Consider the following 15142-nt stretch of genomic DNA (forward strand, 5'->3'; position numbering starts at 1 on the left):
CTAAAGAACTTCTAAATAAAACAAAAATGCGATTCCAAGAATAATACGATAAATCCCAAAAGGGATAAAATTAAACCTTGAAACAAAGCCTAAAAACAATTTAATCGCTATTAAAGCACTTAAAAATGCTACAACAAACCCAACTGCTAAAATAAGCAAATTATCAGCATTAAATACAGCATAGTTTTTATAAGCACTATATCCACTTGCAATAATCATCGTAGGTAAAGCTAGGAGAAAAGAAAATTCTGTCGCTACTTTACGATTGCAGCCCAAAAGCAATCCACCAATAATAGTCGCCCCACTCCTAGAAGTGCCTGGAATCATCGCCAAAGCTTGAAAAATCCCAATCAAAAAAGATTGTTTATAAGAAATTTCTGCTATTTCTTTGGTGTGATGCTCTTTTTCTTTATAAAATATCTCTATAACAATAAAGGCGATTCCACCCACAATTAACATAATAGAAGTCGTAATGGGCGCAAAAAGCATTTTAATCAAATCATAAAGTAAAAAACCCAAAATACCCGCGGGTAAAAATCCAATGGCAAGCTTAACCCAAAGCTCCAAACTATTTTTAAACAACCTTTCCCAAAAGACAAAAATAACTGCTAAAATTGACCCTAATTGAATTATAACCTCAAATGTTTTATGAAACATATCTTGTTGGATTCCAAGCAGTTTTGAAGTAAGAATCAAATGTCCTGTTGAAGAAACAGGCAAAAATTCTGTCAAACCTTCAACAATTCCCAAAACTATCGCATAAATCAAATCCATAAAAAACCCTTATTTTATATAAAAACAAAGCAATTCTAACATAATTTGCTTTTTTTATAAAGTTTTATAATATTACTGAAAGAAAATTTAAAAATAAATACAAAATAAAATTATTCATTCCCAAAAGCCATTACTCTTTTACACCCTTTATGCTGACAATCCTATCCTATAACTGCATTTTTAATATTACAACTCTTTTTTGTTAAACCAAAAAAATAAACTCTTTCGTTATTAAATTTATTCAATTATAGTAGTAATTATTATAATTGTTTATTTTTGCTTAAGCTAATAATAAATACAATTTTAAATATCATTATTATTTTTAATAGGAGTAAAAATGTTTATATCAAACAAGGTTAGATATTCATCTGTTGTGTTATCTTTAATACTTGGCGCAATTAGCGCAAATGCTGCTGAAGAATATCGTTTAGACACTTCAGTTGTGAGTGCTAGTGGATTTTCTCAAGACATAAAAGAAGCCCCTGCTAGTATTTCAATTGTCAAGAAAGAAGATTTGGAAAACAAGCCTTATCGCGATGTAGCAGAAGCGATTGCAGATATTCCTGGAGTAGATTTATTTGCTAGCAAAGGAAAAACAGGAACTTATCAAATAACTATGCGTGGAATCACGGGATACACCCTTATCTTAATAGATGGAAGAAGACAAAGCGTTGGAGGAGATGTGGGTCCTAATGGCTTCACTGAAATTACTTCTTCTTTCTTGCCTCCAATTTCAGCAATTGAACGCATTGAGATTATCAAAGGTCCAATGAGCACCCTTTATGGTTCTGATGCATTAGGTGGTGTGGTTAATATTATTACAAAAAAATCTCCCGAAAAATGGGGCTTAAGCGTCCAAACAGAAGCCTTGCTTCAAGAAGATTCACAATGGGGAAATCTCTATGGGACTAGTATTTATGGTAGCGGACCACTTATTAAAGACAAACTCTCCCTTACTCTACGCGCAAGAGAATTTTACAGAGAGGGTTCTAGTGTGAGCTATTCAGAGCCTAATGGAACAATCATTGATACCTCTCAAGCACAAAGCCCAACAAGAGCCAATAATCATAATTTTGGATTAAAATTAGATTACCTAGCTAATCCTCAAAATCATTTTACCTTTGATGTAGATTACTCGCAAAGCATTTTTGATAACGCCAATGGGCAGCTAGGGACTCTAACAAAACCCCTTAATAATACTGGTGCATTAACAGGGGGCTACACTGATACAATGCAAGTTGATAAATTAGTAACCTATTTAACACACAAGGGAACTTATGAAAATTTTGTGTTAGATTCTGGAATCCAATACAATCGCGTTAGCAATGATGGTAGAGAAGTTGTCGGACTTGCAACACAACCCCATTTGGGAGAAAATAGAGATATTCTAGCAGAAGATATTATTTTAGATACTAAAGCTGTTGTTCCATTAGGAGAGAGAAATCTCTTGAGTGTTGGCGCTGAATATCGCATAGAAAAAATGCAAGATAAAATCGCAAATCCAACTAAATTTGATCAATATTTGCTTGGAATTTTTGCAGAAGATGAACTTTCAATTTTAGATAATCTAAACTTTACGCTAGGAGCAAGATACAATCACCACGAAATTTTTGGCGATAATATTTCACCTAGAGGCTATCTTGTCTATAATCCAACTGATTCTCTAACACTAAAAGGTGGTATTGCAACTGGATTTAAAGCGCCAACACCAAATCGCCTTATTGCAGGATATTATAATTTTAGCGGTCAAGGAAGAGTTCCTTCATATGGGAATCCAAATCTTTCTGAAGAAACTTCAATTAATTATGAATTGAGCGCTATTTACAATCAAGATTCTCATTACATAAGTCTTACAGGATTTTTGACAGATTTTAAAGATAAAATCTCAAGTGTAACCATAAATACTGGAGAAAATATTTCAGGAGTTGGAATCTGCACCTATGCTAGATGCTCACAAGCCATCAATCACGGAGAAGTGCGATATATGGGAGTGGAATTAGCAGCAGGATTTAAAGTCTTAGAAAAAATCAACATTGACGCTTCTTATACCTATTTAGATTCTGAAGTGCGTGAATCTTCTACCATAAGCGCCATTGGAAAACCAGTAGATGACTCTTTAGAGCATAATCTTATCGCTAAAATTAGCATACCCTTTAACAACTTCACACCTTATCTTAAAGGACAATGGCAAGGGAATCGCTACACAGGTGGCGATCCAGTAATAGGAGAATACTACAAAAATGTATTCTTAATGACTGCTGGCGGAACTTATGCTTTCAATGATTCTTGGAAGCTTAATGTGGCTATTCACAATCTTTTAGATAAGAAATTCACTGATAGTTTTGCAGGGAATCCAACAGATGGTTATGTCTCTCAATATAATAGAATTGAAGAAGGGAGACGCTTTTGGGTTTCTTTAACAGGTAATTTTTAATCACATTTTATAATAAATAAATTTCATTTTGCTAGGCTTTATTTCAAGTCTAGCTCTCCTTAGAATTTCAAATTTACAATCTTTTTATTATTTAAAATGGTTTGCTTAATTAATGGCAACCATTTTGATTTTCACACAAAACTTCAATGAATCTATGTGTAAAAATATAACGATTTAAGTGTAATTTATTTTTTTAATAAAGTTTTTTATTGCTCCCTAAAGAAAAAATTAAAAAGATTCAATATAAAATAGAATCATTTATTTTAAAATTAATGCCAAAATCTTGGAGTTTTTATGTTTAGACGAATTCTTATTGCCAATCGTGGCGAAATTGCCATTCGCATTATTCGCGCCTGCAATGATTTAAATATCGAATCTGTAGCAATCTATTCTCACGCTGATAGAGATAGTCTGCATGTCAAAATGGCAACCCACACCTATGCCATAAGCGAAGATCCTATTAAAGGATATTTGGATCCTGATAGAATCATTGAAGCAGCAAAAGCAACCGAATCAGAAGCCATTCACCCAGGCTATGGTTTTTTAAGTGAAAATGCCCTTTTTGCAAAAAAAGTCAAAGAAGCAGGGTTAGTGTGGATTGGTCCAGAGAGTGAAGTCATCGCCAAAATGGGAGATAAGAATGCCGCAAGAAATCTAATGATACAAAATGGAATCCCAGTTGTCCCAGGCACAGAACCGCTTAACAAATTAAGTCTTTATGAAATACAAAAAATTGCAAGAAAAATTGGCTATCCTGTAATACTCAAAGCAAGTAGCGGAGGGGGTGGTAGAGGAATCCGTGTTGTGCATGAAGAGAGTGAATTAGAAAATGCTTTTAATGCTTGCAAAAGAGAGGCTTTGACATTTTTTAAAAATGATGATGTTTTTATGGAAAAATATATCCAAAATCCAAAACACATTGAATTCCAGATTCTAGCTGATAATTATGGCAATGTTATTCACCTATTAGAACGCGATTGCTCTATTCAAAGGCGTCATCAAAAACTCATAGAAATCGCCCCCTGCCCTACTATTAGTGCTGATTTAAGGCGGCGAATGGGAGTGGTTGCTGTGGCTGCAGCTAAGGCTGCAAACTATACCAATGCAGGAACAATTGAATTTTTAATTGATGATTCGAATAATTTTTATTTTATGGAAATGAATACAAGAATCCAAGTTGAACACGGCGTAACAGAAGAAATCACAGGCTTAGACCTTATTGGAAGGCAGATACGAATTGCCTATGGAGAAATTCTTGATTTAAGCCAAAATGACATTACCGCACAAGGATTTGCTATTGAAGCTAGAATCAACGCTGAAGATGTGCATAATGATTTCATACCAAACCCCGGAATTATCACTGCCTATTATCCTGCACTTGGACCTTTTGTAAGGGTAGATAGCTATATTTATAAAGACTTTGCAATTCCGCCCTTTTATGATTCAATGATTGCCAAACTTATTGTGCGTGCTACAAGCTATGATTTAGCAGTCAATAAACTCAAACGCGCATTAAGTGAATTTAAAATCCGTGGCGTTAAAACCACAATTCCATTTTTGATTAATATTTGTAATGACAAAGATTTTAAACGCGGAATTTTTGATACTTCTTATTTAGAAAGCAAATTGCCATCGCTAATGCCGCAAGAAACAAGTGATGAGAGTGATTTGGTGGCAGCTATTGCAGTGGCATTAACCAGTCAATTTGAAGAATAAAAATTCTTTAAATAAAAGTAATTTTAAGTAATTTTGTAGTAGAATTAACCCTTATTTTTACAAAAAGGCAATAACTTATGAAAAGAACATATCAACCACACAACACACCAAGAAAAAGAACACATGGTTTTCGCGTAAGAATGCAAACCAAAAATGGTAGAAAAGTTATCAATGCACGAAGAGCAAAAGGCAGAAAAAGATTAGCTGTTTAATCTTAAGTTTGGGTTTTTAGTTTTGGTCACTTTAAAAAATAAGAAAGATTTTGAAAATGTCTATAAAAGCCCTAAAAAATGGCACAATCCCTATTTTATTCTTTTTTTTAAAGAAAATCTCAAATCTAACCGAGTCGGTTTTTGTGTCTCCAAAAAAGTAGGCAATGCAGTTTGTAGAAATTTTGTCAAAAGACGCCTAAGAAACCTATATCGCAATTCAATGTCTAACCTAGTCAATGGCGATATGGTTTTGTTGGCAAAAAACGGATTAGACAAAGCTCCCTATTCCACTTTACAAAGTAGCTATAGCCACGCACTGATGCGACTAAAACTACTTCAAATTGGATGAATCTAAAAATGCAAAAACGCTTCTTTTTATCACTTATCTCTTTTTATCAGCGTTATATTTCAGCTTTGCTTGGTCCTAAATGTCGCTATTATCCCTCTTGCTCAGAATACTCCAAGCAAGTTTTTGAATTTCAAAATCCCATTGTCGCTTTTTTGAAAACTTTCTTAAGAGTTTTAAGTTGCAATCAATTCTTCCAAGGGGGCATTTCTTATCCAAAAATTCGTAAGCTTCTCCGCCATAGCTTTATGCCACCCAAAACGCCAAAATACTGGTTAATACCCATAAAAACTAAAAATTTTACTTTTAAGAATCTCCCTTGCATAACTAGAGATTCTATACAAAATGTTTATATTATAAAAAATTTCTCAAAGGTTTCCCGTGCTTAATAAACTCGATAATCTAAACTCACAAACTCGTATCATCATAGCTGTTGTTTTAGCGTTAGCTTTCTTCGTTCCTTATAGTTATTTTTATGCACCAAAACCACAAGAAAATAATGCCACTGCTACTGCTTCATCTATTCAAACCACGCAAAACCTCCCTACAACCAAAGAAGCAAAGCCTAATTCCGCTCAAGAATCAACGCAAATTTCTACAACACAAGAAATTATCACTACTATTAGTGGAGAAAATTTTGAATACCAAATCGATCGCCTAGGGAGAATCGCACAAGTTACTCTCAAAGAAGAAAAGTATCAAAAAGATGCAAAAAATCTTGAGTTATTTAGCAATGATATTACCAATCAAAGCAATCCAAAAATCCTAGAAATTCGTTTTGCCGATTCAATGCTTAATCAACAAGCTTTTAACACCCCTTATCAAACAAGCGCCACAAATATTGAATTAAAAGATAAAGCACAAACCCTTACGCTTACTCAAAAATTAGAAAATTTCACACTTACAAAAACTATCACATTTCACCCTAATGGTCTTTATGAAATCAAGATAGAGATTCCACAAAACTACACCTACTTCATCTCTCCTGGTATGCGCCCAAGTGCCGAAAATGATTCTTATGTCTTTAAGGGCGTTATCATAAAAGAACAAGATGGGACAATTACCGCTATTGAAGATGGCGATTCTAGCGGACAAAGCAATTTTGCAAACTCTAGCATATTAGCCGCTGTAGATAGATACTACACAACTTTATTTTTTAGTCAATCTAACAATCTTAACTCTGTAGTTTTAAGTAATGCTAATGAAAATCCAATGCCTTTTTTAAGCGCTAATGGAAATATTAAATTATCTGGCTACATTGGACCTAAAGATTATCGCTTATTAGAGAGCATCAACCCTAATCTTACCGAAGTAGTTGAGTATGGAATCATCACCTTTTTTGCCAAGCCTCTCTTTTTGCTTTTAGAAACACTTTATGACTGGTGTGGGAACTGGGGATGGGCGATTATTTTATTAACACTTATTGTTAGAGTTGTCCTTTATCCTTTGACTTACAAGGGAATGGTCTCTATGCAAAAACTCAAAGAACTTGCTCCAAAAATGAAAGAGATTCAACAAAAATACAAAGGTGAGCCACAAAAACTTCAAGCTCATATGATGGAGCTTTATAAAAAACACGGCGCTAATCCAATGGGCGGATGTTTGCCACTTCTTTTGCAAATGCCTGTGTTTTTTGCAATTTACCGCGTTTTATACAATGCCATCGAGCTAAAAGGGGCTGCTTGGTTACTTTGGATTCAAGACTTATCTGTTATAGACCCTTATTTTGTTTTACCAGTTCTTATGGGTATTACTATGTATCTCCAACAACATCTAACGCCAACTACTTTTAATGACCCCATACAAGAAAAAATCTTTAAATTCTTGCCACTTATTTTTACTATTTTCTTTGTAACTTGCCCTTCAGGTTTGGTGCTTTATTGGTTTGTAAATAATATTTTCTCCATCTTACAGCAACTACTCATCAACAAAGCTCTTGAACGCAAAAAAGCAAGGGAAATTGCCGAACACAAAAAGCATAAGGTCGAAAAATGAAGAAAATAGAAGCGACAACTCTTGAAAATGCCCTTATTGAAGCTTCTAAACTTTTTAATTGCTCTATTGTAGAACTAGAATATGAAATCATTCAAAATCCCCAAAAAGGATTTTTAGGTTTTGGCAAAAAAAATGCCATTATCTGCGCTCAACCCAAAAAAACAAATCAAACCCCAATCAAACAAACCTCTACGCCTAAACCTCAACCAATACCACAAAAAGAATCCTCCAAAGATCTTAATCAAATCTCTATACAAGTCCAAAAAGAACTACAAGAATTGCTTCAACTCCTTCCTTATAAGATTGATGAAGTAATTGTAGAACCCTATAATGAAAATACCTTGTATATTAAAATTGATGGGGAAGATTCAGCTTTATTAATTGGCAAAGAGGGTTACCGATACAAAGCTTTTTCTTATCTTATTTTTAATTGGGTAAATCATGTCTATGGACTAATGGTGCGATTAGAAATTGCTGAATTTCTTAAAAATCAAGAAGAAATGATCGCCAATCATCTTATGCCTGTTATTGAAAATATCAAAACCTATGGAAAAGCTCAAACAAAACCATTAGATGGAGTTTTGGCACACATCGCTCTTAAACAATTAAGAGAACAATTCCCAGACAAATATATCTCTTTTAGAATCAATCAAGAAGGACAGAGATATATCATTATCAATGAATTCCAACATTAATCAAACCATAGTAGCCCCAGCTACCACTTATGGAAAATCCTCTCTTAATGTCATTAGGTTAAGCGGACAAGATTCTCTGCTTATTGCTTCCAAACTTGCCAAAATAAATCCCAATTGCCTTAAAGTGCGCCACGCTAAACTCACCAAAATCTACTTTCAAGATGGTGAATTACTTGATGAATGTATTTTGATTTATTTTAAAGCACCCAATAGCTACACCACTGAAGATGTAATTGAATTTCAATGCCATGGAAGCACTTTTATTGCCCAAAGTATTCTGGAAGAATGCATCAAGCTTGGTGCAAGATTGGCTAAACCTGGAGAATTTACCAAACGCGCCTTTCTAGGTGGCAGAATCGATCTAAGTCAGGCTCAAGCTATCGCCAAACTCATAGAATCTTCAAATGCTAATGCACACAAAATACTAATGCGTCATTTAAATGGCGAGATGCATAGTTTTTGTGAAAATTTACGCAAAAATCTCCTTACACTCTTAGCTCATAGCGAAGTTTTTATTGATTATGCTGATGAAGAATTGCCACAAGATTTAATGAAAAATCTTTTAAACAAACTTGATTCTACCCTACTCACTCTCCAAAATCTCTTAGAGCAATCCATACAAAAAAAATCTATTTTTGAGGGTTATAAACTTTGCATTATCGGAAAACCCAATGTAGGAAAAAGCTCTTTACTTAATGCACTTTTACACGAAGATCGCGCTATTGTAAGTGATATTGCAGGAACAACACGCGATAGTATTGAAGAAAATTTTACTTTAGAGGGGCATTTATTGCGCCTCATTGACACAGCAGGAATCCGACAAAGCCAAGACATAATTGAAGCCAAAGGCATAGAGAGAAGCTTGCAAAAAGCCGAACAAAGCGATATTTTAATCGCCCTTTTTGATAGTAGTCGCCCCCTAGAAGAAGAAGATTTAAAAATAATAGAAATTCTAAAAACCCACCAAGATTCCAAAAAAATCATCGTTTTATTAAATAAAGCAGATTTAAAAGGAAGTTTTGATTTTCAAATACTAGCTCCTTTTAATCCACTTAACTTATGTCTCAAAGATGACAATATAACTTCTAGTAATTCTTTGTTATCGCATTTTAAAAGTCATCTTATTTCACTTCTTAACTCTCAAGAAAACTCACAAATGCTACTTCTAGTCTCACAATATCAATTTCAAGCCATTCAAGAGTGTATTCAAGCTCTCTATGATTCAAAACTTCCTTTAGTAAATGGCGAACTAGAACTCTTTAGTTTTCATATTAATGAAGCCTTAAAAGCTTTAGCTTCTATTACAAAACCTTATGAATATTCCCAAATGCTTGATGTGATGTTTAATGATTTTTGCCTTGGCAAATAAGCACACCTCTAGCTAACTTTTAACTATTTAGTCCTTAAAAATTCAAAAAGTAGCACCAAAACTACTGCAATATTTGCTAGAATCAAACCACTAAAAAATCCTACAAAATCCAACCAACCTTTTTTTAAAAAGATTAAAAATAAAATTGCAAAGAGTGCATATGCCAATAATCTTAAAGGCATAAAAAACATTTTAAATCCAAACTTACTAGTATCTTTGCTAAACCCACGCCAAAATTTTCGCCCCCTTTGTTTGCACTCTTTTACAAACTCTTCTTCAGAGATTTGTGGTGCATTCTCATCCCAAAATTCTTCTTCCTTGTCTTCTTTGCTTTGATAGAGATTTGCCAATGCCTCCAGCTCTTCTTTAGATGATCTTAAAATAAGCCTAGAAATCTTATTTTTCTGAGCTAGACAAGTAAAACCCACAATCATAAGAAAAGAAAGAAAGGCAAAAACAAAGCTAAACGCAAAAAGTCTGCCCCAAAAAATAGTAGCCAGACTTCCGCTAACAATCAAGATTCCAACAAGCACAAAAATGGCTGTCTTAATCCTCATCATCATCCCATTTTTTTTGGTAAGCATATTTTGGATCTTTGCTTAGCTCATCTAGCTCCCTTTTTTGCCTTTTATAAGCTTTATATACATTTAAAATAGCTGCCAAAACACCCCAAACAACCCCAAGCCAAAAAAGCCACCGATAGCCAAATAGAGCCTCCAATCCATAGCCAATCCCAACCCCAATAAGCACCGCCACTACCATTGAGATTCCAAGAGTAGCATTAGAATACGCTAGTATCGCATCACTATACTTTGGTTTTTGAATAGAATCTTTATTTTCCATATGCGCCTATCTCTAAAAACACTTCTTTAGCTTTACTTAAAACTTTATCAATCATTGCTTCATTCATTCCTACACAAATAAAACCTGTCTCAAACTGCGAAGCGGCAAAATATACTCCCCTCTCTAGCATTCCTTGATGAAATTTTCCAAACAATTCTGTATCGCTCTTTAGTGCATCTTCAAAGTTTTCTACTGGATTTTGGTTAAAGAAAAACCCAAACATACTCCCTCTCACACAAGTTTGAAGTGTAATCCCAAATTCAGCTGCAATATTCTTTAATCCATTAGTTAGTTGCAAAGCAAGTGATTCTAGCTTTCCATAAATTTCAGGATTATTTTTTAGCTTTTTTAAAGCCACAAGCCCTGCACTCATTGCCACTGGATTCCCACTTAATGTGCCTGCTTGATACACGCTACCTTGAGGTGAAAGGAGATTCATAATCTCTGATCTTCCACCAAAAGCTCCAACTGGCATTCCACCACCAATAACTTTTCCAAAAGTTACCAAATCTCCATTTACTCCATAGAAGCTTTGAGAACCATTTAATGAGGCTCTAAATCCACTCATCACTTCATCTAATATTAAAACAATCCCTTCTTGTTTGCAAAGCCTCTCTAAAGATTCTAAAAACTCTTTTTTAGCAGGAACTAACCCCATATTTCCTGCAATAGGCTCTAAAATTACACACGCTACACCCTTACCTTTTTGCTCGCTAATTTGAATACAAGATTCTACGCTTTGAATGTCATTGTATCGCGCAACCAAAGTATGCTTAGTAAAATCCTCAGGCACACCAGGAGAACTTGGCGAACCAAAAGTTGCCAACCCACTTCCCGCGTTCACAAGCAAAGAATCACTATGCCCATGATAGCAACCTTCAAACTTAATAATATCATCTCTTTTTGTATAAGCTCTAGCTAATCTAATAGCGCTCATAGTCGCTTCAGTGCCACTTGAAACAAAGCGAATCTTATCAATTCCTTCATAAATTGAAATTACTTCTTTAGCCAAAGCTGTTTCCAAAGTCGTTGGAGCTCCAAAGGATAAGCCTTTTTTGATAGTTTCTATAACAATTGCTTCAATCTCCTTATCGCAATGCCCAAAAATCAAAGGTCCCCAACTTTGCACAAAATCAATATAAGTATTATTGTCTTCATCAATCAAATAGGGACCTTCCCCTCTTTTGATAAAAGGGGGTGTGCCCCCTACACTTTTAAATGCCCTAACAGGCGAATTCACTCCACCTGGAATCACCTGCTTTGCTTCATTAAAATCATTAATACTATTTAAATGATTTAAAGTTTCCATAAATTGCCCTTTATTTTATTTTATGAGAGACAAATTTTGACATATTATTCAAAATCTCTCCGCCTTTTCTAAAGCCTAATGCACAAGCCTCATAAGCATAAAAAACATTGGCTTGATAAAAACTTCTATTATGCTGATTTATTAAAGCATATTCTTGATAAATCTCAGGATAATTTCCATAATTTCCACCATTTTGTACTAAAGGATTCCCTTTTGAATCAAGAATACTTACACTCTCTCCCTCCCTGCCAAAAGCATGTTTTTTTACTTGCTTTTTGCCTACTAAAGGCTCATAGGAAGTCTCTAGCAACAAAGGATGATTAGGGAATAAATCCCACAAAATCTTAAGCATTCTTTTGCTTTGAAACATTAATGTATAAGCAGGATTTAAAAAGATAGTGTTTTTATTTCGCATCATTGTAGTAATAAGATTAGCCAAATCAGGCTCATCAATGGCAATACTCTCCCAAGGAATCAATTTAAACCAAAATTCATAATTTTCTCCATTGAAACTCAAACCAGCATTTTCATCCAAATGCGCTTCGTGTGCATAACAAAAATTTGTCCCAAATCCCGCTTCTTTAGCAATAACTTCAAGCAATCGTATCGTCCTCTCTTCTTCCTCGCTTCCTTGAATGCTAGAAAAAAGTATCTTCCACCCTTCATAAATTTCATTAAAATTAGAAATATCTTCACCCAAAGTAATGATTCGTTTAAAGTTATCGCACAATGATTCATATAAGCTATTAAATTGCAATGATTCCTTAAATCCATTTTTTTTAAGCAAAGCCCATTGAATAATCGCACTTTCATAAACCATTGTTGGCGTATCTGCATTAAATTCTAGTAGCTTAATGGGCGCTCCATCAAGCCCACCTGCCAAATCAAATCGCCCATACAAATGCCAATGCACTTCCTCTTCCCAGCTCATTTGAATCGCTTCTACTAGATTAAAAGGGATTCCAAGCTCAAAAAATAAATCATTATCAATCACATATTGACCTGCTTCTACATACATATCATACAACTCATTAACTGCATCATAATAATTTTGTGCTTCTTGCTCACTTACTACAACAATTTCATCACTCACATAAGGCGTCTCATCAACATCTGTATGCCAACTAAGCCCTAAATTTTCTAAATCTTCGTTACTTAATGGCGTTGCTTTAATAATCTCCATTATTAACCCCCAAAAGCACTTGTGGAGCTACTAGAGCGATTCTGGGTTGCGCTAGTGTTGTTTGGAGAATAAAATCCACTGCGACCTACACTACTTGTAGCACCTGTAGCACTACGATTAAAAGAGCTTTGTGAACGCTCATAAGCTTGTGGAGTTTTATAACTTGTTCTTTGCTGGGCTTGATAATTTTGATTATTAAAAAGCTTACTTCCAATCCAACTTCCCAAAATTGCCCCTGCTGCACTTGCCAAAATCGTTTCACCAAGTGATAATCCAGCGCCTGTTGGGTTTGTAAGTTGCGAAGTACCTGCATCGATTTTTTTTGATTCTTCTGCTATGATTTTATCAATTTCCTCTTGACTTAAAATCCGCTCATTTCCATTAGCTTCTCTCAAAATTACACGCGTTGTATCACTTGGAGTTTCTTCTAAAATCTTATAAGTTCCATCACTTTGTTGCTCAATAGTTACTGTCGCACCATTTTTAGTAGCTTGCTCCAAACTTCTAGTGTTATTAGAAGTTTGAGCTCCATTATCGCAACCCACCAATGTCAAAATTGCTACCAATCCTAAGCCGCTTTTGCTAAAAACGCCTACAATCTTAGGATCTGATATTTTTTTTAAAAACTTTTTCATTCTCTAAAAACTCCTTAATTTTCCCAAATTTAAAAGAGATTATACACACAAGAAAATAAAATTGCCCTTGAAAAATTGTGCTATTTTTTTTATAAATTTTTAAGTTTTAATTAAATAGAATACCTGCTTTTTATTCAAATTAAAATTCTTAAAGGAAATGTGATGAAAATGACTAAAATATCTCTTGTAGCTTGCATTGCACTTGGAAGTCTTTCAACTGCAAGTTTTGCACAACCACTTGAAGAAGCCATTAAAGGCATTGATGTAAGCGGAATGTTGCGTTATCGCTACACTGATGATCGCTACAAAGATCAAAATTTTGACAAAAATGGAACCACAAAAGGAAATGCCAATCACCAATGGCGTGCAGAAGCACTCTTTAAGACTCCTGTAATCAACAATGTTTCAATGAATCTAGGAATTGGCTACCACAATGCACAACAAAATGTCAATCATGGAAAAGGGGTTGCTGATAACAATGGTAATCTTGCAACTCCTGGAACAGCTAACGCTTTCTTAGGCAATGGCTTAGGTTCTGGATCAGATAGCTGGTTTGGTGTAAGAGAGTTTAATATGGTAATTACTCCTGATTCAACTAACACCACTATTAAAGCGGGTAAAATGATTATGCAAACCCCAATTAGTGACACACTTGATGATAGAGCAACGGGTATTTTTGTAACAAATTCAGATTTAAATCACTGGACATTTAGTCTTGGGGCATTTGATTCTTGGAGCATTGATGACTATCAAACAGGATATACACTAGATCCTGACAACGGCTCTATTGATAAACCTCTTTATACCGCTGCAGCTTTGAGCAATTATGATACGAGCATTGGAAATTTCAGTTCTCAACTTTGGCTTTTTAATGCTACAGATATGATTGATTTTGCAGGTTTTGGTGAACTTGCTTGGCAAGATTCAATGTTCCATTTAAAAGGGCAATATGCTTTTAGCAAACTCAATAGCGATGCCAATTCTCCTTGGACAGGCATATATGGAGGAAATAAAGTAAAAGAAGGGAACGATCTTTACACACTTGAAGCAGGTGTAAAATTCCACGAGCTTAATGTTCCACTTGCTGCAAAAATAGGTTATTGGGGTAACACACAAGATGGTTATGCAGTTTCACTAGATAATGAAGGATCATTCCAAAAAGTAGGACAAATTTGGTTTGAAAATGTCGCAACAGGTGTTAGCATTTCTATGTTACCTGCAGAAGGACAAAATATGCCACGAGGATTTGAATCCAATGAATTAAGTCTATTTTATGCCAACATCAACTATGACATTTTAGAAAACTTAAATGTTGGAATAGACTTCGTAAGTGGAACTAACAAAATCTCAAGAGGTCAAGGTGCAGCACACTATAGTGGTGATATTGATTTTACAGAAATCAATCCAAACATTACTTGGCAATACTCTAAATCTCTTAGAATCTTCGCTCACTACTCTATTTTAACAACAGATGCAACAAGACAAATTGCATTAGGTAGCCAAAATACTGCAGCTTGGAATGATGCAGTTAATAGCGATTCTGAAGATAGAAATCGCCTAAGAGTGGAAGTTAAATACACTTTCTAAGTATAAATGGGAATTTTTCCCATTTAACCCCTTATTTTCTTTTT

At 34.6% G+C, this 15142-nt stretch carries 15 protein-coding genes; 9 read left to right on the plus strand and 6 right to left on the minus strand.

Translation table 11 applies throughout. The annotated features are described in order from the left end of the window. Nucleotides 1-774, minus strand: coding sequence for an undecaprenyl-diphosphate phosphatase (locus CCY98_RS06665; protein WP_112057791.1), 774 nt, complete (start codon nt 772-774; stop codon nt 1-3). Nucleotides 775-1111: 337 nt separating this feature from the next. Between CCY98_RS06665 and CCY98_RS06670 the strand changes: the two genes are divergently transcribed. The 8 genes from CCY98_RS06670 (at nt 1112) to mnmE (ending at nt 9541) form a co-directional block, all read left to right on the plus strand. Next, complete coding sequence (locus tag CCY98_RS06670) at nt 1112-3208, plus strand: TonB-dependent receptor (RefSeq protein ID WP_112057792.1); 2097 nt, start codon at nt 1112-1114, stop codon at nt 3206-3208. A 294-nt stretch (nt 3209-3502) separates the two neighbouring features. Further along, nucleotides 3503-4924, plus strand: a complete 1422-nt coding sequence (locus CCY98_RS06675) for an acetyl-CoA carboxylase subunit A (RefSeq protein WP_112057793.1) — start codon at nt 3503-3505, stop codon at nt 4922-4924. A gap of 77 nt (nt 4925-5001) precedes the next feature. Next, nucleotides 5002-5136 carry a 50S ribosomal protein L34 gene (gene rpmH / locus CCY98_RS06680; protein WP_005020743.1) on the plus strand — a complete coding sequence of 45 codons (135 nt, stop codon included), beginning with the start codon at nt 5002-5004 and terminating at the stop codon, nt 5134-5136. Nucleotides 5137-5158: 22 nt separating this feature from the next. Continuing rightward, nucleotides 5159-5485, plus strand: a complete 327-nt coding sequence (gene rnpA, locus CCY98_RS06685; RefSeq protein ID WP_112057794.1) for a ribonuclease P protein component — start codon at nt 5159-5161, stop codon at nt 5483-5485. A gap of 8 nt (nt 5486-5493) precedes the next feature. After that, nucleotides 5494-5871 (plus strand): membrane protein insertion efficiency factor YidD, encoded by a 378-nt coding sequence (yidD, locus tag CCY98_RS06690; RefSeq protein ID WP_112057795.1) that lies wholly within the window; start codon nt 5494-5496, stop codon nt 5869-5871. After that, nucleotides 5864-7477 carry a membrane protein insertase YidC gene (yidC, locus tag CCY98_RS06695; protein ID WP_112057796.1) on the plus strand — a complete coding sequence of 538 codons (1614 nt, stop codon included), beginning with the start codon at nt 5864-5866 and terminating at the stop codon, nt 7475-7477. Before yidD ends, yidC begins: the two co-directional genes overlap by 8 nt. Continuing rightward, nucleotides 7474-8172, plus strand: coding sequence for a Jag N-terminal domain-containing protein (locus CCY98_RS06700; RefSeq protein ID WP_112057797.1), 699 nt, complete (start codon nt 7474-7476; stop codon nt 8170-8172). The genes yidC and CCY98_RS06700 overlap by 4 nt, the downstream gene beginning before the upstream one ends. Beyond that, complete coding sequence (gene mnmE / locus CCY98_RS06705; RefSeq protein ID WP_112057798.1) at nt 8156-9541, plus strand: tRNA uridine-5-carboxymethylaminomethyl(34) synthesis GTPase MnmE; 1386 nt, start codon at nt 8156-8158, stop codon at nt 9539-9541. The genes CCY98_RS06700 and mnmE overlap by 17 nt, the downstream gene beginning before the upstream one ends. A 23-nt stretch (nt 9542-9564) precedes the next feature. On the opposite strand, the gene CCY98_RS06710 is transcribed toward mnmE, so the two are convergent. The 5 genes from CCY98_RS06710 to CCY98_RS06730 are packed head-to-tail and all read right to left on the minus strand — an operon-like array spanning nt 9565 to nt 13511. Continuing rightward, nucleotides 9565-10098, minus strand: coding sequence for a hypothetical protein (locus CCY98_RS06710; RefSeq protein ID WP_242099608.1), 534 nt, complete (start codon nt 10096-10098; stop codon nt 9565-9567). Beyond that, on the minus strand, nt 10088-10384 hold the full coding sequence (locus CCY98_RS06715; protein WP_112057800.1) for an AtpZ/AtpI family protein: 297 nt from the start codon (nt 10382-10384) through the stop codon (nt 10088-10090). The genes CCY98_RS06710 and CCY98_RS06715 overlap by 11 nt, the downstream gene beginning before the upstream one ends. Then, nucleotides 10374-11693 (minus strand): glutamate-1-semialdehyde 2,1-aminomutase, encoded by a 1320-nt coding sequence (gene hemL / locus CCY98_RS06720; protein ID WP_112057801.1) that lies wholly within the window; start codon nt 11691-11693, stop codon nt 10374-10376. The genes CCY98_RS06715 and hemL overlap by 11 nt, the downstream gene beginning before the upstream one ends. 10 nt (nt 11694-11703) lie before the next feature. Further along, complete coding sequence (locus tag CCY98_RS06725; protein WP_112057802.1) at nt 11704-12876, minus strand: glutathionylspermidine synthase family protein; 1173 nt, start codon at nt 12874-12876, stop codon at nt 11704-11706. Nucleotides 12877-12878: 2 nt separating this feature from the next. After that, entirely contained in the window at nt 12879-13511 is a 633-nt protein-coding gene (locus CCY98_RS06730) for a UPF0323 family lipoprotein (RefSeq protein ID WP_112057803.1), read from the minus strand. Between the two features lie 162 nt (nt 13512-13673). Between CCY98_RS06730 and CCY98_RS06735 the strand changes: the two genes are divergently transcribed. Further along, nucleotides 13674-15098: a major outer membrane protein gene (locus tag CCY98_RS06735; protein WP_112057804.1), complete on the plus strand. Its 1425-nt coding sequence runs from the start codon at nt 13674-13676 to the stop codon at nt 15096-15098. Nucleotides 15099-15142: the final 44 nt, after the last annotated feature.

This window comes from Helicobacter sp. 11-8110 (assembly GCF_003288905.1).
In the GTDB taxonomy this organism is placed as follows: domain Bacteria; phylum Campylobacterota; class Campylobacteria; order Campylobacterales; family Helicobacteraceae; genus Helicobacter_D; species Helicobacter_D colisuis.

Bases quoted from the DNA above. Each gene is read 5' to 3' on its own strand.
- CCY98_RS06665 (WP_112057791.1), bottom strand. From the start codon at position 774: ATGGATTTGATTTATGCGATAGTTTTGGGAATTGTTGAAGGTTTGACA.
- CCY98_RS06670 (WP_112057792.1), top strand. From the start codon at position 1,112: ATGTTTATATCAAACAAGGTTAGATATTCATCTGTTGTGTTATCTTTA.
- CCY98_RS06675 (WP_112057793.1), top strand. From the start codon at position 3,503: ATGTTTAGACGAATTCTTATTGCCAATCGTGGCGAAATTGCCATTCGC.
- rpmH (WP_005020743.1), top strand. From the start codon at position 5,002: ATGAAAAGAACATATCAACCACACAACACACCAAGAAAAAGAACACAT.
- yidD (WP_112057795.1), top strand. From the start codon at position 5,494: ATGCAAAAACGCTTCTTTTTATCACTTATCTCTTTTTATCAGCGTTAT.
- CCY98_RS06700 (WP_112057797.1), top strand. From the start codon at position 7,474: ATGAAGAAAATAGAAGCGACAACTCTTGAAAATGCCCTTATTGAAGCT.
- mnmE (WP_112057798.1), top strand. From the start codon at position 8,156: ATGAATTCCAACATTAATCAAACCATAGTAGCCCCAGCTACCACTTAT.
- CCY98_RS06710 (WP_242099608.1), bottom strand. From the start codon at position 10,098: ATGAGGATTAAGACAGCCATTTTTGTGCTTGTTGGAATCTTGATTGTT.
- CCY98_RS06715 (WP_112057800.1), bottom strand. From the start codon at position 10,384: ATGGAAAATAAAGATTCTATTCAAAAACCAAAGTATAGTGATGCGATA.
- hemL (WP_112057801.1), bottom strand. From the start codon at position 11,693: ATGGAAACTTTAAATCATTTAAATAGTATTAATGATTTTAATGAAGCA.
- CCY98_RS06725 (WP_112057802.1), bottom strand. From the start codon at position 12,876: ATGGAGATTATTAAAGCAACGCCATTAAGTAACGAAGATTTAGAAAAT.
- CCY98_RS06730 (WP_112057803.1), bottom strand. From the start codon at position 13,511: ATGAAAAAGTTTTTAAAAAAAATATCAGATCCTAAGATTGTAGGCGTT.
- CCY98_RS06735 (WP_112057804.1), top strand. From the start codon at position 13,674: ATGAAAATGACTAAAATATCTCTTGTAGCTTGCATTGCACTTGGAAGT.